This is a genomic window from Citrobacter telavivensis (genome assembly GCA_009363175.1).
In the GTDB taxonomy this organism is placed as follows: Bacteria; Pseudomonadota; Gammaproteobacteria; order Enterobacterales; family Enterobacteriaceae; genus Citrobacter_A; species Citrobacter_A telavivensis.
In genome coordinates this window covers 2,681,337-2,699,712 of record CP045205.1, presented here as the reverse complement: position 1 = coordinate 2,699,712, position 18,376 = coordinate 2,681,337, and the positions used below count along the sequence as shown (strand labels likewise).

Below are 18,376 nucleotides of genomic sequence, written 5' to 3'. Positions count from 1 at the left end.
TCCTTTGCATTTATGTCTGTTTAGCTGGTAAATCAAGCATCTACGTAACTATCAGTTCCGGTAAAATTTTATAATTTTTTTTGAATGGCAAGTACAACATGCAAGAAGATCGGATCATAGAAAGCAAGCGAGGTATCTCCCCTGCCGCCCTGCTCGTCGCAGGGGCATTTTTTATGGAGTTTATTGACGGTACGGTGATCGCGACCGCCCTGCCCGATATGGCCAAAAGTTTCGGTGTTCCGGCGGTTGATTTAAACATTGGTATCAGCGCCTATCTGATTACCCTGGCGGTTCTCATCCCGGCCAGCGGCTGGATAGCCGATCGTTTTGGCGCACGCAAAATCTTTACGCTCGCCCTCGCCATTTTCACCCTCGCGTCAGTACTGTGCGGTCTTTCCACGACGCTGGAGGGCTTCCTGGCAATGCGTATCCTGCAGGGCGTGGGTGGCGCACTGATGGTTCCGGTTGGTCGCTTAGCGGTATTGCGCACCACGCCAAAGCATCAGTTGATTACGGCTATCGCCACCTTAACCTGGCCTGCACTGGTTGCCCCCATCATTGGCCCACCGCTCGGCGGGTTTATCACCAGCTATGCCAACTGGCGCTGGATCTTCTTTATTAACGTGCCCCTGGGCCTGCTGGCGATCGCACTGGCGCTGCGATTTATTCCCAATATCCGCGATGACGATCGGCGTCCCTTCGATCTTCCTGGTTTCATCGCCACCGCTATTGCGATGGTCAGCCTGGTCTATGCGATGGAGTTGCTGGGCGCGCAACATCCCGAAGGCGGATTGACGATAGTCTTGCTGGCGCTTGGCGTGGGGACATTTGCCTTTTCTCTGCGCCATTTCAAGCGGGCCAGCTATCCAATGATTCGCCTCGACGCCATGCAGGTCCCAACGTTTCGCGTCACCATGTACGGAGGCTCGCTGTTCCGGGCTTCTATCAGCGCCGTGCCTTTTCTTCTGCCGCTCATGTTTCAGGTGGGATTTGGCATGAATGCCTTTCAGGCCGGTTCGCTGGTACTGGCGGTATTTGTCGGCAACCTGACCATTAAGCCCGCCACCACACCGCTCATCCGCTGGCTCGGCTTTAAAAAGCTACTGCTGATTAACGGGACGCTCAATGTGCTGGCCCTGCTCGCCTGCGCGCTGATCACTCCGACCACTCCCGTCTGGCTTATTTTGCTGGTGCTGTATCTTGGCGGCGTGTTCCGTTCGATTCAGTTTACCGGCATCAGCACGCTGGCTTTTTCAGACGTTCCTTCCGCCCAGATGAGCTATGCCAATACCTTGTTCAGCACCGCCACACAACTGGCCGTTGGACTGGGGATTTCGCTGGGTGCAATCGGTATTCGTATTGGCGCGAATGTGAGTGAATGGCTGGGGATGAGCGCAATTCCTGGCATCAGCTTCCGTCTGGCATTTGTGGCCATCGCGCTTATTTGCCTGATTGGCATGGTGGATACATTACGGTTGACGAAGAATGCGGGGAGCGCGGTGTCTGCAAGGCAGTGATGTGTGAAGCCGGAAGCGCATTGCGCCATCCGGCTTTTCAGCAATAATCAGCCGAGGATTTCGCGAACAAACGCTTCAATCTCTTTATTCTGACCATTTTCAAAGAAGCACTGCTGGAAACGTTGACCGGAAACCGCTGTCTTCACCAGCTCCGGATCGATCGCGCGCAGCGTATCAAGATAGTTGTCTTTCACGACCGCCGCTTTGACCTGATTGAGGATCCCGGCGTTACGTACCTGTGGTTCTTTACGCTCTGGCGGGTAACCTTCACCGTTCCGGCCCGTAAAGGCTTTTTCAAAGATAAAGCGCACGTTCAGTTCCGCTCCCCAGCCAAAGCCCTTCGCAAACGGCAGAGACAATGCGTTACCGTTGTTAATTTGCGCAAACAGGAACGCATCCGCCGGATCGATGCAGTAGCCGCACACCACGCCCGGATGAATATTCAGCGACATCAGCGCCCCCTGACCCGTACCGCAACCGGTCACGACGAAATCAACCGCTTTCGAATTCAGCAGAATGCTGGCCATGATGCCAAGATGGATGTAGGTCAGATGGTGGTCATTCTCGTCGCTCATCCCGACGTTGAATACCGGAAAGCCCTTTTCATCCGCAACCGCTTTAAGTTCACGGTGAATGATGGCGTTTTTGCCCGCCTGGCTGTTTTCCATCATCAGTGCAATTTTCATTCTGTCTTCTCCTGAATGCGATGCGGGAAGTCCCGCCTTGAGTCAATCACGATACCGCACAGTACTACTTAGCAAACATACTTTCAAATTTTGTGAAAAATGGTTTTAAAAATAAGGAGCAGTTTCACATTTTCATCCACTGACCGCAAACCGTCTCTCCCGTCGTGTGGATTAGTCGTTGCTGATTTATAAGTTATTCAGGCCATTGAAACGCCGATGCGTGAATTAGGATAGCGTATCACCGAACATTCAGAGCGATACCATGAAGACTCTTTTTATTGCCCTCTCACTGATACTCCTGACGGGATGTACGATCAACAGACAGGCGCAGGTGAGTGATGTCAGCACGACGACCGGCGTAGTGCGGTTGAGTTACGATCAGGCGATGTTACAAAACGCCCATACCGATGACTATATCGCCCAGGGTACCGCCACGCGTGCGTGTCAACAATTAGGCTACGCCAGCGCCCGGTCATTCGGCCAACCCGTAAGCACCTGTAGCGTTTATGCCGGATCGTTGTGCATGAATACCAAAATCACACTCTCCTGGCAGTGTCAGGGCGTCGCCATTTCGCCAACAACGCCTCATTATTATTAATTTATGGGCCAGTATTAACTGGCCTGATTTATCGCACGCTGATTATTTTATAGCGCAAATGCGTTTTATTCCCATTCGTATTTTTAATAATTAAATTTATTATTTTACCTTTTGCAAATATTTAAATAACAAATTATAGTGACGCCACATCAACATATTTATGAATTTCGTGGAGCGAAGTCATGCTGAAAACAGAAATGATCGACAAACTGAATGAGCAAATGAACCTGGAATTATATTCCTCCCTGCTCTATCAGCAGATGAGTGCCTGGTGCAGCTACCACAGCTTTGAAGGGGCCGCCGCGTTCCTGCGTCGCCACGCACAGGAAGAGATGACCCACATGCAGCGCCTGTTCGACTATCTGACCGATACCGGCAGCCTGCCACGCATTAATACCGTCTCATCACCTTTTGCTGAATATGGATCGCTGGACGAATTATTCCGCGTGACCTACGAACACGAACAGTTGATCACCCAGAAAATTAACGAGCTGGCGCATGCGGCCATGACCAGCCAGGACTATCCGACCTTTAATTTCCTGCAATGGTATGTTGCCGAACAGCATGAAGAAGAAAAATTGTTTAAATCGGTGATTGATAAATTAACGCTGGCAGGGAAAAGCGGCGAAGGTTTGTATTTTATTGATAAAGAGCTGTCGACGCTCGATACCGCAAATTAATCGTAAACGGTGAGGAAATTCCTCACCGTTTTCTTAATGACGGCAGATCTTGCTTTCATGCGTAGAGAAACCGTCATCCTGAGCAATAAACTTCCCTTTCGCCGCCAGAAATGCCACCAGTTCTCTCGCCGTCATGTCCGATGCTGAGCAGGTATGAAAACGCGCCGTTTCACCAAACCGGGTCTTAATCGCTGCTTCCAGGCTTGCCGTAGAATATTGCTCGCCTGACTCAATCATCATATTCAGCACTTCGTGACCGTGTACAGAATCCATCATTCCTCCTCAATAAAGTGCGTAGCCTACGGCGATACGGAATCCGCTGCTTTGCGCTAACGCAGGTTGCGGTCACTCAAGTGTGTAAATATTTTTGTACGGTCGATGTAACGGTCATTTGACGAAAATAACGTTTTGCCTTACCCTGCGCCGCAGATCTAACCGTCATTTATCTCTGGGATAGTGTAAAGCGTGAAGAATAGAACTCTGGGAAGTGTTTTCATCGTGGCGGGCACCACGATTGGCGCAGGGATGCTGGCGATGCCTTTGGCAGCCGCCGGGGTCGGTTTTGGCGTCACTTTTGCGTTATTAATTGGGCTGTGGGCGTTGATGTGCTACACCGCGCTGTTGCTGCTTGAAGTGTATCAGCACGTCCCGGCGGATACCGGACTGGGCACGCTGGCAAAACGCTATCTCGGACGCTACGGTCAGTGGATAACCGGCTTCAGTATGATGTTCCTGATGTACGCGCTGACGGCAGCCTATATCAGCGGCGCGGGGGAATTGCTCGCCTCCAGTATCAGCGACTGGAGCGGGACGCAGATGTCGCCCACCACAGGCGTCCTGCTGTTCACCTTTGTTGCCGGCGGCGTCGTCTGTGTGGGTACCTCGCTGGTCGATCTGTTTAACCGTTTTCTGTTCAGCGCCAAGATCATCTTCCTGGTGGTGATGCTGGCGCTGCTGATGCCGCACATTCATAAAGTCAATCTCCTGACTCTGCCGCTTGAGCAGGGGCTGGCGCTTTCAGCTATCCCGGTCATCTTTACCTCTTTTGGCTTTCACGGCAGCGTTCCCAGCATCGTGAGCTACATGGAAGGTAATATTCGCAAACTACGTTGGGTGTTTATCACCGGCAGCGCGATTCCGTTAGTGGCCTATATTTTCTGGCAGTTGGCGACGCTGGGCAGTATCGATTCCACAACATTTATGGGACTGCTGGCAAATCATGCCGGTCTGAACGGTTTGCTCCAGGCGCTGCGGGAAGTTGTTGCCTCGCCGCACGTTGAACTGGCGGTGCATCTCTTTGCTGACTTAGCACTGGCGACCTCCTTCCTCGGCGTCGCGCTGGGGCTGTTCGATTATCTGGCCGATCTGTTTCAGCGCCGTAATTCGGCGTCTGGCCGGATACAAACGGGTGCGATCACCTTTCTGCCGCCGCTGGCCTTCGCCCTCTTCTATCCGCGAGGTTTTGTGATGGCGCTGGGCTATGCCGGCGTCGCACTGGCGGTACTGGCGCTGATCGTTCCTTCACTGTTGGCATGGCAAAGTCGCAAACAGAATCCGCAGGCGGGCTACCGCGTGCGGGGCGGACGTCCCGCCTTAGCACTGGTGTTTATGTGTGGCATTGGGGTGATTGGCGTGCAGTTTTTGATAGCCGCGGGACTACTGCCCGAAGTGGGATAATATTATCGAGTGGATAGAAAAGGGGCTAATGCCCCTTTTCTCTTCGTGCTAGTGCAGACAGCACTGCTTGTATTTTTTGCCGCTTCCACACGGACACGGATCGTTACGGCCCACCTTCCCTTCCGCTTTCACCGGTACCTGCACCGGCGTCTCCTGCGGGTGCGCCATCCAGTACGCGTGGAGATCCAGCGCCGCGAGGCGAATCGCGTCAACGCTCTCTTCAAACGCTTCCGGAGTCAGTTTCTCAACCACCTCGAAATTCTCTTCTGTGCCGTGCAGCGCAATAGCATCCAGGGCCGGTTTCAGGGTGTCAGGTAACGCAGACCAGTCGGAAAGCGCGACGCCGCGCATGTAGCCAAAGCACCACTCTTCCACAATGGTAATCTCACGCCCTTCAATTTCGCGCAGACCAAACAGCGGTTCAAACTGTTCCGGGAAATCATTCAGCCGGTCAGCGGTGTCCGCCATATGCTGGAAAGCGAGATTCATAAAGCGCGTCATCTCTTTTTCAGAGGACCAGCGCGGCACATATTGCGCCCCACCCCATACGGCAACCAGCCACTGCTCTGGCTCAATTTCACGTGGCGAACTGAGTACAGCCGTCAGCAGCCCATCCAGTTCTGCCACGTCCAGAATGGCATGCTCGGTGTTGTACTTGGTCAGTACATCATCCAGCCACTCCAGTTCACTTTCGTTCAACGGTCCCGTTTTCATCATGCTTGTCCTCGGTAAACACTCTCGCCAGCGGCTATCTTACATGGCGAACGAGGAAACCGATACTGATTGCCGCGGGATCCGTTAACACTGACTTCTGGTAGCAAGGGCTATACTTTACTCGTCATGCTTTACCAGGTTTTTATCATGAAACGATCGTCGAGTGCCTGTCCCGTCATTTTCACGTTATTTTTCCTTTCTTCTGCTCCGGTCGCCGCTAACGCGCTTCAGAGACAGGCCGGGATGGAACGCGATCTCAGCGCCACGACGCCAGGATGGGGGATAAACATGGATGGTGGCGGTGATGTCGGCATCGCTCTGTTTAGCAAACACAGCAGGAAACCCAGATTTTTTATCGGCGATCCGCTGATATCCGACAATTTCGCCACCCCCGGTGGCAACCCTGCCCGGGATGGGTTTGCCAATAATCCCGCCCGCGGTCTGTTTATGCGAAATGCCCCAATCCGCAGATAATTGTTGTCGCAGGGAATTCGCAATCACAGTCAGGCGATCGTCTTCGGACTACAGCACGCGCGGGTACACCTGTTCGTCGAAAGTGTCATCAACCGCCCTTAAGCGTGTATCACTTCTTTCTACAAAACAGATAGGGCACATTGGCGTTTGAAAAGACATACGCTGATTGATATTCCTCTACGGCCAGGGTCAATTCGCCTCCTGTCCTCAGATAAAATTGGGATAATATCTTTTCGAGCGTTTCATCATTAACGGTATCGGAAAAGGTTTTGACAATGCGTACCGTATGTAAAATCCGCGTCCTGAACTGCTGGGTATAGTTAAAGTAGACCAGCCGATTCACGTTAACACTTGTCTCCCCATCAACTTTCCCCGTAATGACAGCCAGCCCCTCCTTCTTATGCATCTGAAAGGAAACGGTACCTACAAAACGTGCATCATCAACATTCCAGTCGGCATCGCCAATACACTCCAGGTATGAAGATTTGAAAAGTATGTAAAACAGAAAAGCCCCGGAAATAACTGTCGTACTGAAGAATACGATCAGGAGCAAAACAGCGGTATTTTTACTCATTGGCTTAGGTTCCAGAAAAAATGAGATGAACAAAATGCCTCTGTGTCAGACCGCACATCTTTATTACAGACAAATGCCGCAGTACGTCCAGTTTTCGCGTAGCCCGTAAGAAAAATATAATTATTGTTCTGGCAAAAATGCGGATGCTTTTTTATTAACGTAGCGTAATTATCAGTGACTGGCTGCGTCACTTCATAATAGACATGACAATCGTTGCCTGTCTTTTTATCCACAGGCATCGCCACAAAATTCTGAAATGGCATTTTCAATCGATTCTGATAAATAAACATGCCGTTGATTAACGTCACAACAAAGAAAAATACGACTCCGATACTTAACCTGCGAGATTTTCGTATTGGCGTTTGTTCGCATACTACGTTTTCGCTGACCACCGTCTTTATTGATGGACTATCACAAGCGGTAATATTCTGGAGAGGAAGCGGTTCAATCACAATGGTTGATGACAAGGTTAATCCCTGACGGGAAATGGTTTTTACCATGTTTCTGGGTAAACCTATCTCTTCCAGTGCCTTACGCAATGTTAAAATAGTCTGATAAAACGTATTTGGCATGGCCACAACGTCACGCTCTTTCCAGCCTTCGGTTACCAGTTCCTTTTGCTTGATAACCACACCCTGATTCAGGATCAGATAAAGGAAACATATCGCGGCGGGCTGCTGTAAATAAACAACATCTCCAGTCAATTGATTTTTCAGGCTTCGGGTCTGTGGATTGAACTCTACCGTTCCATTTATTAAATACAATTTCATCACCATGTCCTTTGGATGCGTCCTGTTATCCCCCAAAAAAGGATTTTTGTCACGTGTATGGTTCACGCGATCCTGGCTTCAGAGAGACTCAACGAATTTCTTCCTTCAGATAAATCACTATCTGCCGACTTCGCGAGATCACAAATCCAGTGACAGATCTGACAACGCGCATAATCAGACATTATCCTGCCACAAGAGGGCAACGCTACGTTCTGAAGACCATAATAGCCATGCACTTTACTGTCTATAATTGCCTGGTATTCTTACTTGTTGCTTTTATCGCCTTCATCCTCAGGTACTCCTGATTGGCGGCATGACATCACTCTTTTGTCACTTCGTTTCTCTGGGCAAACAACGCTGTCATCGCAATGTCGCTCTCTGAGCATTCTGCCCTGGTGATGTCGGGTTATGGTTCCAGGATAATCGTTAATGCGTAAAATCTATGACAGAAAAGTGACATTGCATTCACAGGTGTATTTCGCTCTGAATGCACACCAGTTACGCATTACTTGCAAAAACAATGGAATATTTTTCATGTTCATTTTCCGCAGTGCTCTTAACTGGCTATTGCTGACAGCTCCCTCGCTAAGCAGCATGGTTCGTGCAATTGCCCTTTTTCCCAGTCCCGCCAGATAATATTCAATGATTACCCGTTCCCTGTTCGACAATGACCGGGTATGCAACGGGATTCGTTTATTCTGCTTGACCTGGTCCAGCACGTAAAAGTACTCAGTCAGAGGCGCGTTTTTGATCAATGAATAGCACCGTATTTGTGTAAAATGAGTTAACGTATCTGATGAACCCGCACGAAGACATTCTACACTGTTTGTAATATACACAGCCCCTCCTCCCGGATCAAAAACAACAATATCAGGTGATTTATCAAGACCGGTAAAGAACAACACTTGCTGCAAGCCGGTAATAAAATACTGGTCATATGAAAATATATGCATCGTGCATCACCCCATTCGTAATAACGATATTTTAATGCTTAAAAGCGCATGCGAAATATATCAATTGTACGTTACCCAGATATTGTCTTCCAAGAAGCCGGTCCGCTATCATTATGATCATCTGAACTGATGGGACTGGACTGGATATAATTCGCCGTAAACATGACCTGGCTGATGGATGTATAAAGTGGTATCGACCCTGCCCATGACATACCTGACCATGACTTCCTGTACTGCTCCGGTTGTTTCGTCAATATAGATCCGGTTGCCGCTGTACTTCAGTTAAATATCACGCCCGTCAACCACATTTTTACCACCATCATACGAAACGACGTTCTTTTGTACCTGCTGCGACAATGAGCATTGGGACACTAACGTTAATCTATATCACGGTAGCCGGGCTATTCGTGCAGCCGCCCGTCGGGCCTGTCTCCACAGATACTGGCTGTCATATTCCCGGTAACATTAATGGTGCCACTCTCACCTGCGGTATGTTGACTGAACAGTGCAGTAATTGCAGATGCCGTCAACAACGTTTTATTTATTACCGTTTTCACAGGCATAGACGATTCCTTTCGCATAGACTGACACGTATGAAATTTTATTTTGAGAATAGATAAGCCAAGCAACAGAGACACTTCCTGTTCTTGTTACATTGATTATTGCTGTAGATATCTTAAATTGTCATTTTAAATAGCCTTAAACGACCTTAAATGAGAAACATCAGAAATCTCACGAAAAAATGAAGTTCTTTAAGCTCATGATTTAAAAGAGTATACACCTGTAACATTAAGTAATTAATACACAAAACTACGATAAACAAGGTACAGAAAAGCTTTCATGATTGCTAATTTAAGCCAGTCAGAGAGGACATTTAACACAAAAAGCATTGAAATACTCTATCTGACACAAAACAATAACACAGGAAATGCATAAATATTTACCCTGTTTTAATAATCTGATACCAGTATCATTTGATGTTCCGATTTCTCTCACTTCAAATCCCATAACCCCCGCCGCTTACATAATCGTTATTATTACATGCTATAAAAGAACCCGTGGGTTACATTACAGGATCCGAGTATTGAAACCTGAGATATCATGCCTTCTGCCATTGCATCAGAATAAGATTCAAGGCATTGCCCGAGGCAATAAGAAGCTTAAATTTGTTACTTTTACTTAACACTTGACTGGCTTGCTAAAATAAAATAATTCCAATTCACTGGAAGGTCCGAGAAGTGTAAGGTCAGGTTTAGCGAAATGACAGCAGTCTGGTAGCGCTGTCAATGAGAGCGCGGGTGTATGCATAAAGCATAACAACGACGGGCGCGAGTCGCCTTACTTTTTTATTTCTCCGGCCTGAAATACGCCTTTATTACTACAATGCGTGGAGATAGTATGATGGCAGAGAATAACCGCGTAAAACTAAAGGGTAATAGGGGTGAATGATGGCGACAATAACCAGGCATGAAATAAATGAAGACTGGGCACTTGCCGGAATGGTTGAAGCTGGTGGGTTTGTCTTTGTGAGCTACTGTGTCGGAAATATCGGACAGCCCATTGAGGCACAAATCAATGGCGCTTTTGATAATCTGAGTGAAAGACTCAGCACTATCGGCCTGACACTGGAGTCAGTCGTGAAAATTGACGCCCTGTTTCGCGACGTGTGGGATATTCCGGTCATGGAGAAAGTCATGAAGCAACGATTCAACGGTCAATTTCCTGCCAGAAAATCCATTCAGACTGAATTTGCCCATCGCGGCGGGGCATCAGGGATGCTGTTTCAACTTGACGCCATTGCTTGCCGATAATATTCCCCATCGTATTACAGACCATTCTTACGGCGTGATAAACGATCGCGCCGTAAGAACAGGTCCTCATGAATAAGCTTCACGCAGAAATAGCATGCCATTGACATTACTACCCCAGGCCTTGCTGTGTTAAAAATAAATTCACTGCCAGACTTACAAAACCACACGAAAACAGGATCCGTAATCCTGACAAAATCGTGGGATGGTTTAGTACTTTGCGACGCATAAAGGATGAAAAAGCACCATAAAGCATAAACACGAGCAGCGTCATTAACATGAATATCAGGCTCAATATCAGCATGTCCGTTGCAGGTGCAGTTGACGTAGTTTGAATAAACTGGGGTAAGAAGGCCAGAAAGAAGAGAGACAGCTTAGGATTTAACAGATTAATGAATATCGCATGCAGGATCACTTTCACGCCTGACTGAGTCACTTCGCAATCATCGGGTTGTAACGTCGATTTCTCCTTTATGATATTCCACGCCATGTACAGCAACCACAAGACTCCGGCATATTTGATGACAGTGAATGCCATTTCACTGGAGTAGAATATGGCGGCTAATCCCGTGATAGCGGCCAACATGTGTGGAATGATCCCCAGATTACATCCCACGGCGGCCAGCAGACTCAATGCCACACCACGCGATAAGCCCATCACAATAGTGTAAATAGCCCCCGTTCCCGGTGAAATAATCACAATAAATGAGGTTAATAAGAATTCGATACCGATCTGCATAGCATTATCTCTGATAGACACATAACAGGAGCAGTCAGTGTTTATCAGGACAGACTTACAGATCTTGTAATAAATTGCAGTACCGTTAATTAACCACGGCGTAGCGATATTGCCCCGGCGTTATGCCAGTCTGTTTCTGAAACGCGCGGGTGAGGTGGCTCTGATCGGAAAAACCCGCCATCATCGCAACATCAACCGTTCTCTTGCCTTGTGATAAGAGTTGTTTTGCCAGACGGACCCGGGACTGTAAAAGATAAGCATGCGGCGTTATGCCCACTTCACGGGAAAAGCGGCGAATGAGCTGGAATCGGGTGATGTCGCACAGGCTGGCGAGCCCAGTCAACGTAATGTTTTCTTCCGGGGCATCATCGATGAACGCTTTGGCAAGCCGTACCGTCGGAGAATACGGAATACGCTGTGCAGCAGATAAGGTGTGATACTGTCCGGCCTGCATCAGACAGCGCATGATCGCCTCTTCAATCGCCATGGTGTCAGGCGCGCCGGCAGCCAATTGGCTAAAAAACTGTCGAATCATCAGGCCAAGAGCAGGATCGTTAACCACGGGTTTCAGGATTAAATCGTCTGCCGGTAAGTCAGCATTCCATTCCTTTATGAAGGCGTCGGGATTGATATAGAGCATATGCCAGCCCCGGGGACCTGACGCTGGGATCCCGTCGTGAATTTCGCCGGGGTTGACCATAATGATATCCCCTGCCACCGCGTGCACATTGCCGATATTACTCCATGAGCGTTGGCTACCCTGGATGAAAACCCCAATGCCGAATTGATCATGTGAATGGCGCGGGAAAGCACGCTCTGAATATAACGACAGGATTTCAACATCAGGTACCACGCAGCGGTGCTGCTTAACCTGGTGAACTTCTCTTTTCATGGTCGTTCTCTCATGGCAACGGATGCAGGGAATTCCTAGCTCACGCTAAAGATACCCTTTGAAACTGAGATAGACGACCGATCTTTTGCTATTTGCTGGAACAGAGCCCAGTCAATCCCGAACGAATAAGGAGCAGGTTTCCCCTGCCCCTCTCCCTTCCACTTACCAGTGGTATTTCACGCCTACCATTCCCTGCGCATTGCGATAGCTGTCGCTGCCCATTTGCCCGGAGACATTTCCCCAGACGGTCAATCGAGAAGTCAGTTGCCCTTCCACACCCACTTTCAGTTCAGCCAGGTCTTTCACTCCCTGGACGTCATTTTGCACCTCACCCATTGTCACTCGCGGGCTGTGTGAGTTGTGGATCCAGTTCGCTTCAACAAATGGCTGAATGCCTGCCATTCTGTCTTCTTCACCGGTGGGTTTACGATTGAAGTATGCTCTGGCACCCAGACTGGTCATCAGATTACCGGTGCTATCCACCTTGACCTGCGTACCGTAACGTTCCCGATGATCGTCCGCCTGCACATCCATCCAGACGACCTGCGCTTTGGGCTGGATCCAGTAGGTCAATTGCTGACTTTCTCCGACCTTCAGGCTGTAACCCGCCTCAACCGCAGCCGTGATACCTTTGGATTTATACGCCTCACTTGCCTGATACTGACCATCGACGGTGTTATCAAACCAGTTGTAGAGCATCCAGGTGTCTACATAACCCCCTGATTTATCAAGCTCGTTTTCATACCACGTGCCATACAGACCCACGCTGTAGCCGTCGACCTTACCACGGGAATTATGGTTATTTAACGTCGACGTGGTGCGGCTACGGCTGTTGGCATAGCCCGCCATGAGCCCAAGATGCCAGCGGTCCAGACCATCCGAACTCCACTGCGCCAGATCGCCCCCCATCTGCAGCACATAGTTATTACTCTGGGTTTTTAACTGTTCGCTGCTGTCGTGAAACCGTGTATGGATCCCCACGTTACGTATCCACATGCTGGTGGTTTTTTTCTCACCGGTTAGCACATCGGTATACTGCGTTTCGCCAGGACGATCGTGCAGTCGCGAGATGAACAAGGTATTTGCAGCCAGGTTGTTTGCCAGATAGCTGCCGAATTCCGGGCGAATCTGTGATGAGCCTCCCGGGTGTACCGGTAGTTGCGGGGTTTCTGGCGAAGCAGGCGCACCCGGGTCAGTAGGATCGTTCGGGTCAACCGGGTCAACGGGATCCACTGTGCTGCTTAAATACCAGTTGCTGCCGCGCCTGACCACATCATAATCGTACGCCCCGGCGACAATACGGCTCTCTTTTTCGAAAGTTCCGTCGGAGGTTCCTGCAACATTGACAATTTCAATCCCTTCAACCGTCTGCGCGCCCATACCGCCGATATTGTTGATTGCCACCAGGGTATGGCCGGAAGTATTTCCCTCGACGATGAGTTTGTCCGTCGCTGAGTTATCACTTCCGAGCGCCGTGTTCATTGTCAGGGTTCCACCGCCGCTATAATTGCCTTCGACGGTCAATGTCTTAAACGCGCCAGAACTGCCCGGCGCAAGCATATTAACGCGCCCTCCCTGCAACAGCAGATTCGTGACGTACGAATTACCGGTCACCTCCCACACCGCACCGTTGGAGATATTCATGTTCAGGATGCCAACCCTGGCCGTATCACGTGCGGTATAACTGGCAGCCTTTAACCACGAGTTTGCATTGTTGAGTGTCATCTCCAGCGTGCCGCTGTCAGCCGCGCCAATATTACCTTCAACCTGTACGGTCCCGGATCCCGATGAGTTTGCATCGATCCGGCTGTCGGCGCCCGTTGAAAAAAGAGACCAGTCAATTGACGGGTTATCATTAATAAACAACCCTTTCTGGATATCTGCTGTGCCCGCAGAGAGCACTTCAATCCCGGTAATTTTAGCCGCATGAGAACCCGCAGTTGAAATTGTCAGGTCATCCTGAAATTCAGCGTGAGTGGTCATTCCGGGTTGACCATCAATGTGGATCCCGGTAGCCGATTCGATACCATTTGACAGGGAGATGTGTGTTTGCCCTTTGAACTGGGCCTGACTTTCCAGTATCCGTAAACCCGTGTTCTGATGACCACCGTTGCTCCGGAGATTGAAATCATCATTAGCGACGAGTTTTGATCTATTAACAAGCGTAACGCCTTTGAGTTCATGCCCAGGGCTTGTGCCAAGTGACGTCAGATCTTCCCCCGTCAATGTCACGTCGCCATTGAATTCAAAGTCTGTCGCGTTGCCCGCAATAATGTGCCCGCCCACATAATCACCGGGAAAAGCCCATGGGCCTGTATTGGCGATGGCCTCTATAACCGTCCTGCCGCTGAACGTGAAACGGGTGTGGCTTCCGAGGTTGTCGTTCAACATGGAAATAATTCCCTGAGAACCTTTCAGATAAATGGAATCTGCCTCGAAGTTCACTTCATTTAAAACACCATAGGGAGCGGCCGGACGACTCGAGCCAGTGCTCCCCGTTACCCCAATAGCCATTTGATTCGTTTCAATATGAATGCTGTCAGCCTTAACATTCATCTTACTCCCTGCAGCGATGGTTATTCCGTTGCGTCCGTCGATAGAATGACTTCCAGGCGCACCATCTACGTAAACCTCAAACCGACCACCATCAAAATCCAGTTCACCATTATGAAGAGCAATGCCCGTGCGATGGGTTCCGGCCCCCTCTTGCGCAGACATATCCACTTTGAGATTGATTTTGTTATCTCCATCACTGAGGAAATTCAATTTCCCGCCCGGACCGGCGTAGATGGCATAGATGTCAGAGGAAGATCCAGGAACCGTATTGCTGACAACAACATTGCCCCCAGTAAAAATGATAGAGCTACCGGGATATGTGTCTCTTTGCCAGGCATATAACGCCGAACTGTTTTCGGCAGTAGAATTATTATTGTGTCCTATCACCGTTAAGGTTTTATCCTGAGAGATAGCAATCCTTACCGTACCATTCAGGGTGCTGATAATCGCACGCTGGTATGCAACTGATGTGGTTAATCCACTGGCATCTAACGTAACGTTGTCATCGTCTCCACTTACGGTGTGGTTCCCGGAATTAATGGGGGATACTCCGGTGATGAACTCACGGTCCACTAATTCCACAGCGTCAACAGGGAAAGCGCATATTGCGGCACAACCTGATGCAGCTATTAATAATTGTTTCAATTTCCTTTGAGTCACTTGTCAGTCCTCCAGATCAAGCATGTTCCTTCCTGGTGTCTCTGCAATATTCTTTTCGAGATCCATGAAATAAACGTTTCCCTGCTAATGGTTCCAGGCAGAACCATTACATCATCTTTTTATTAAGTAATATTTCACGAGTACTAAACCATTAAAAATGGAGTACCGTTTTGCCAATTAAGATAATTGGCATCCAATCGCCATTATTCCTATTAATTAAATAATCACTTCACCTGGCAGTAACTCCCTTTGTTTTCAAAAGAAATATTTTCGTCCTGCGCCATGTAAAAATCGGCAGAATATAAAATAAAGCGCACTGAAAACCACTGAAACTGTAAAATTCAGAATAATGGCCATATGTTAAAGGTAAAAATACGTTCGAAACAGTAAATGATTCCATTAACTAAGAAAGAGAAGTAGAAACCTCTCTCGCTCAATATAGTCGGAAAAATAGAGAATGTATATCTCTTTTTATTTGTAAAAGTACCATGTTGTTTTTATATTTTACTTGTTAAATAAGGCGGGGATAATTCTTATATCTTTACTGAGCTTAAATTAATACTTGCTAAGTACAATATTGATTCTGTTTACATTAAGCCGCACCTACAGCACTTCGAGCGGCTGCGAATGAATAAATGATGCAATTCGACTTATCGCGCGGTTTGCTTCCGGTATTTTTCCTGCGGATGACTGGAATACGTGCCACAAGCCATTCCATACTTCAATGTGGACGTTAACACCTGCTTCTGTTGCCTGTTGCGCCAGGCGGATCGAGTCATCAAGAAGTAATTCGTCACTTCCTGTCTGTATCAGGATAGGGGGTAGTCCTGTCAGATCGCCATAAAGGGGGGAGACCAGTGGATTCGATGTTTCAGCTGCAGAGCAGTAGTATGCGACGGTTTGCCGTAAATCCTCAATAACGATCATCGGGTCCTTATCTGCACAAGAAGAAATAGTGGCACCCGATAAGGTGTAATCAAGCATAGGAGAGAGTAAGAAACTGGAGTGCGGCAACGGATAATGTTCGTTTTTCAGTAACAGGAGCAGAGATAAAACCAGCCCACCGCCGCTTGAGTCGCCGCCAAGAATGATGTCATCAGGCCGATAAGCCTGCTTTAATAGCCACAGCCAGGCATATTTTGCATCCATCAGACCGGCAGGAAATGGATTTTCAGGGGCTAACGAATAATTGAGCGTGAGTGCATTCACTTTTGAACAATGGACAATATGTCCAACCAGTTTCCTGTGCGTAATACTGGATCCGAGAGCGTTGCCCCCACCATGAAGAAACAGGATGACTTTACGCTTTTCTGCCTGCGAATGTCTCACCCACTCCGCTGAAATGCCCTCTTCCGCAATCGTTTCAATGCTGACATTTTCGGGTAACGGAGCATTCATTGCCCCTTCTTCCCATATTCTTCTTTGTTCATGAAGAGGCGTGTTAAGCACAAAATCTACATTACTTGCGTAGTCCCTGAAAAGTGCTTCCCTTTTGCGCTTCGCTTCGTTGCTTAACATTTTTTCGCCTCACTGCGAATTGACAGACAGGAGAGCAGTATACCGAAAAATCTTTCTGTTCCAGCACGACACATCCCTTGTGATAACATCCTATCAGACTTTCTTTTGAGATCCGATTAAGGAACTGACGGGCTCCTGACGGACTCGGCAATCGAGGTAAACCAGATCGTCCTGAATGACGACATGGATGAAACGATTATGTTTATATGGTTTTGTCTGATGGGCATTGTGGAAAAAAGTGACCTGAAGGCGAGTTATATCATGCATAAACTCGGAAAGAGTCGTGAGGAATTTTTAGAATTCGCCTTCAATAAGCTGTTCACTTTCCTGGAACGATAAAACATCACTAACGCACTCCGGGTATCGTACTGGAGTGCCCTGCTCCCCTTGACCTACCTGCTCTCTGATTGAACAGCCACCATCAAGCTGACGGTATCTATCCCGCGACAGGGTCATTGTCAGGAAAAATGTCAGGAACAAGAATCGCAGGCACAAAAAAACCACCCGTAGGTGGTTTCACGACACTGCTTATTGCTTTGATTATTCTGCTTTTTCCCATGGTACCCGGAGCGGGACTTGAACCCGCACAGCGCGAACGCCGAGGGATTTTAAATCCCTTGTGTCTACCGATTCCACCATCCGGGCTCGGGAAGAAAGTGGAGGCGCGTTCCGGAGTCGAACCGGACTAGACGGATTTGCAATCCGCTACATAACCGCTTTGCTAACGCGCCTTAAATCTTTGTCCTGCGACTGACACCCGCAATGGCCGATGTCGTAAACTGGAGCGGGAAACGAGACTCGAACTCGCGACCCCGACCTTGGCAAGGTCGTGCTCTACCAACTGAGCTATTCCCGCATCATCAAGCAAATCGTTAATCACTTGATTTTATTATCGTCTGGCAATCTGTGCTGCCGTTCGATGCGTTGCATTCTACTTACCTGACGCAATGAGTCAACGATATTTTTCGCCACGTAAGCTCGTTTGCTGAAATTTACGGCGAAACGATCACTGATCAAGCAAATCCCCGCGCGCGGCGTTCAGATACTGGAACATTGACCACAGTGTCAGGACTGCTGCAACGAAGAACAGCGCAATACCCGCGTACTCCACCCAAATATTCGGACGCCACAGCAGCCAGGCCAGCGCCGCCATTTGCGAGGTGGTTTTGACTTTGCCGATCCAGGAGACCGCCACGCTGCTGCGCTTACCCAGTTCCGCCATCCATTCACGCAGTGCAGAGATGATAATTTCACGTGCGATCATTGTGGCTGCTGGCAGTGTCACCCACCAACTGTGATAGTGCTCGGTCACCAGCACCATCGCAATCGCCACCAGCACTTTATCCGCGACCGGGTCGAGAAACGCACCAAAACGCGTACTCTGATTCCAGCGACGCGCCAGAAAACCATCAAACCAGTCGGTCACGGCAGCGATACAGAAAATCAGCGCAGCAACGAACGGCGCCCAGGTGAATGGCAGATAAAACACCACGACAAAGAATGGGATAAGGATGACGCGAAACAGCGTAAGCAACGTTGGAATATTAAATTGCATAGTGA

Annotated in this window: 18 protein-coding genes, 3 tRNA genes and 1 pseudogene; 7 read left to right on the top strand and 15 right to left on the bottom strand. The window is 48.8% G+C overall.

Annotated features, from left to right (window positions below; all coding sequences use genetic code 11):
• Positions 1 to 98 precede the first annotated feature (98 nt).
• The gene (locus GBC03_15195) at positions 99 to 1,517 is read left to right on the top strand and encodes an MFS transporter (GenBank protein QFS71451.1); all 1,419 of its coding nucleotides are present in this window, start codon (positions 99 to 101) and stop codon (positions 1,515 to 1,517) included.
• 47 nt (positions 1,518 to 1,564) lie between these two features.
• Here GBC03_15195 and GBC03_15190 read toward each other — a convergent pair whose 3' ends face one another.
• Positions 1,565 to 2,203, bottom strand: coding sequence for a hypothetical protein (locus GBC03_15190; GenBank protein QFS71450.1), 639 nt, complete (start codon positions 2,201 to 2,203; stop codon positions 1,565 to 1,567).
• A gap of 262 nt (positions 2,204 to 2,465) precedes the next feature.
• Here GBC03_15190 and GBC03_15185 point away from each other — a divergent pair, with 262 nt between their 5' ends.
• Together GBC03_15185 and ftnA are read left to right on the top strand one after the other, a co-directional pair.
• Positions 2,466 to 2,801, top strand: coding sequence for a hypothetical protein (locus tag GBC03_15185; protein ID QFS71449.1), 336 nt, complete (start codon positions 2,466 to 2,468; stop codon positions 2,799 to 2,801).
• A gap of 182 nt (positions 2,802 to 2,983) precedes the next feature.
• Positions 2,984 to 3,481, top strand: coding sequence for a non-heme ferritin (ftnA, locus tag GBC03_15180; GenBank protein ID QFS71448.1), 498 nt, complete (start codon positions 2,984 to 2,986; stop codon positions 3,479 to 3,481).
• Positions 3,482 to 3,514: 33 nt separating this feature from the next.
• Here ftnA and GBC03_15175 read toward each other — a convergent pair whose 3' ends face one another.
• Entirely contained in the window at positions 3,515 to 3,754 is a 240-nt protein-coding gene (locus tag GBC03_15175) for a DUF2492 family protein (GenBank protein ID QFS74017.1), read from the bottom strand.
• Between the two features lie 192 nt (positions 3,755 to 3,946).
• Here GBC03_15175 and tyrP point away from each other — a divergent pair, with 192 nt between their 5' ends.
• Entirely contained in the window at positions 3,947 to 5,158 is a 1,212-nt protein-coding gene (gene tyrP / locus GBC03_15170; protein QFS71447.1) for a tyrosine transporter TyrP, read from the top strand.
• Positions 5,159 to 5,206: 48 nt separating this feature from the next.
• Here tyrP and GBC03_15165 read toward each other — a convergent pair whose 3' ends face one another.
• The gene (locus GBC03_15165) at positions 5,207 to 5,872 is read right to left on the bottom strand and encodes a UPF0149 family protein (GenBank protein QFS74016.1); all 666 of its coding nucleotides are present in this window, start codon (positions 5,870 to 5,872) and stop codon (positions 5,207 to 5,209) included.
• A gap of 147 nt (positions 5,873 to 6,019) precedes the next feature.
• Here GBC03_15165 and GBC03_15160 point away from each other — a divergent pair, with 147 nt between their 5' ends.
• A complete protein-coding gene (locus tag GBC03_15160) occupies positions 6,020 to 6,346 on the top strand; it encodes a hypothetical protein (GenBank protein ID QFS71446.1) in 327 nt (108 codons plus the stop codon).
• Between the two features lie 109 nt (positions 6,347 to 6,455).
• On the opposite strand, the gene GBC03_15155 is transcribed toward GBC03_15160, so the two are convergent.
• The 4 genes from GBC03_15155 to GBC03_15140 form a co-directional block, all read right to left on the bottom strand.
• Positions 6,456 to 6,920 carry a hypothetical protein gene (locus tag GBC03_15155; protein QFS71445.1) on the bottom strand — a complete coding sequence of 155 codons (465 nt, stop codon included), beginning with the start codon at positions 6,918 to 6,920 and terminating at the stop codon, positions 6,456 to 6,458.
• The gene (locus GBC03_15150; GenBank protein QFS71444.1) at positions 6,917 to 7,756 is read right to left on the bottom strand and encodes a transcriptional regulator; all 840 of its coding nucleotides are present in this window, start codon (positions 7,754 to 7,756) and stop codon (positions 6,917 to 6,919) included. The genes GBC03_15155 and GBC03_15150 overlap by 4 nt, the downstream gene beginning before the upstream one ends.
• On the bottom strand, positions 7,753 to 7,872 hold the full coding sequence (locus GBC03_15145) for a hypothetical protein (GenBank protein QFS71443.1): 120 nt from the start codon (positions 7,870 to 7,872) through the stop codon (positions 7,753 to 7,755). Before GBC03_15145 ends, GBC03_15150 begins: the two co-directional genes overlap by 4 nt.
• Before the next feature lie 258 nt (positions 7,873 to 8,130).
• Positions 8,131 to 8,643 (bottom strand): hypothetical protein, encoded by a 513-nt coding sequence (locus GBC03_15140; GenBank protein ID QFS71442.1) that lies wholly within the window; start codon positions 8,641 to 8,643, stop codon positions 8,131 to 8,133.
• Between the two features lie 1,448 nt (positions 8,644 to 10,091).
• Between GBC03_15140 and GBC03_15135 the strand changes: the two genes are divergently transcribed.
• Entirely contained in the window at positions 10,092 to 10,454 is a 363-nt protein-coding gene (locus tag GBC03_15135; GenBank protein QFS74015.1) for a RidA family protein, read from the top strand.
• Between the two features lie 109 nt (positions 10,455 to 10,563).
• Here GBC03_15135 and GBC03_15130 read toward each other — a convergent pair whose 3' ends face one another.
• The 4 genes from GBC03_15130 to GBC03_15115 form a co-directional block, all read right to left on the bottom strand.
• Positions 10,564 to 11,190 carry a LysE family translocator gene (locus tag GBC03_15130; protein QFS71441.1) on the bottom strand — a complete coding sequence of 209 codons (627 nt, stop codon included), beginning with the start codon at positions 11,188 to 11,190 and terminating at the stop codon, positions 10,564 to 10,566.
• Positions 11,191 to 11,275: 85 nt separating this feature from the next.
• Positions 11,276 to 12,082 (bottom strand): AraC family transcriptional regulator, encoded by an 807-nt coding sequence (locus GBC03_15125; protein QFS71440.1) that lies wholly within the window; start codon positions 12,080 to 12,082, stop codon positions 11,276 to 11,278.
• Positions 12,083 to 12,244: 162 nt separating this feature from the next.
• Positions 12,245 to 14,800: an autotransporter outer membrane beta-barrel domain-containing protein gene (locus GBC03_15120; GenBank protein ID QFS74014.1), complete on the bottom strand. Its 2,556-nt coding sequence runs from the start codon at positions 14,798 to 14,800 to the stop codon at positions 12,245 to 12,247.
• Positions 14,801 to 15,901: 1,101 nt separating this feature from the next.
• Positions 15,902 to 16,816: an alpha/beta hydrolase fold domain-containing protein gene (locus GBC03_15115; protein QFS71439.1), complete on the bottom strand. Its 915-nt coding sequence runs from the start codon at positions 16,814 to 16,816 to the stop codon at positions 15,902 to 15,904.
• A gap of 457 nt (positions 16,817 to 17,273) precedes the next feature.
• On the opposite strand from GBC03_15115, the pseudogene GBC03_15110 reads away from it, so the two are divergent.
• A pseudogene (locus GBC03_15110) lies at positions 17,274 to 17,396 on the top strand (integrase).
• Here GBC03_15110 and GBC03_15105 read toward each other — a convergent pair.
• From GBC03_15105 to pgsA, 4 genes are all read right to left on the bottom strand, one after another.
• A tRNA-Leu gene (locus GBC03_15105) sits at positions 17,375 to 17,461 on the bottom strand. The pseudogene GBC03_15110 and the gene GBC03_15105 overlap by 22 nt on opposite strands.
• Before the next feature lie 12 nt (positions 17,462 to 17,473).
• A tRNA-Cys gene (locus tag GBC03_15100) sits at positions 17,474 to 17,547 on the bottom strand.
• A 49-nt stretch (positions 17,548 to 17,596) separates the two neighbouring features.
• Positions 17,597 to 17,672, bottom strand: a tRNA-Gly gene (locus tag GBC03_15095).
• A 150-nt stretch (positions 17,673 to 17,822) separates the two neighbouring features.
• A complete protein-coding gene (gene pgsA / locus GBC03_15090) occupies positions 17,823 to 18,371 on the bottom strand; it encodes a CDP-diacylglycerol--glycerol-3-phosphate 3-phosphatidyltransferase (protein ID QFS71438.1) in 549 nt (182 codons plus the stop codon).
• Positions 18,372 to 18,376 lie beyond the last annotated feature (5 nt).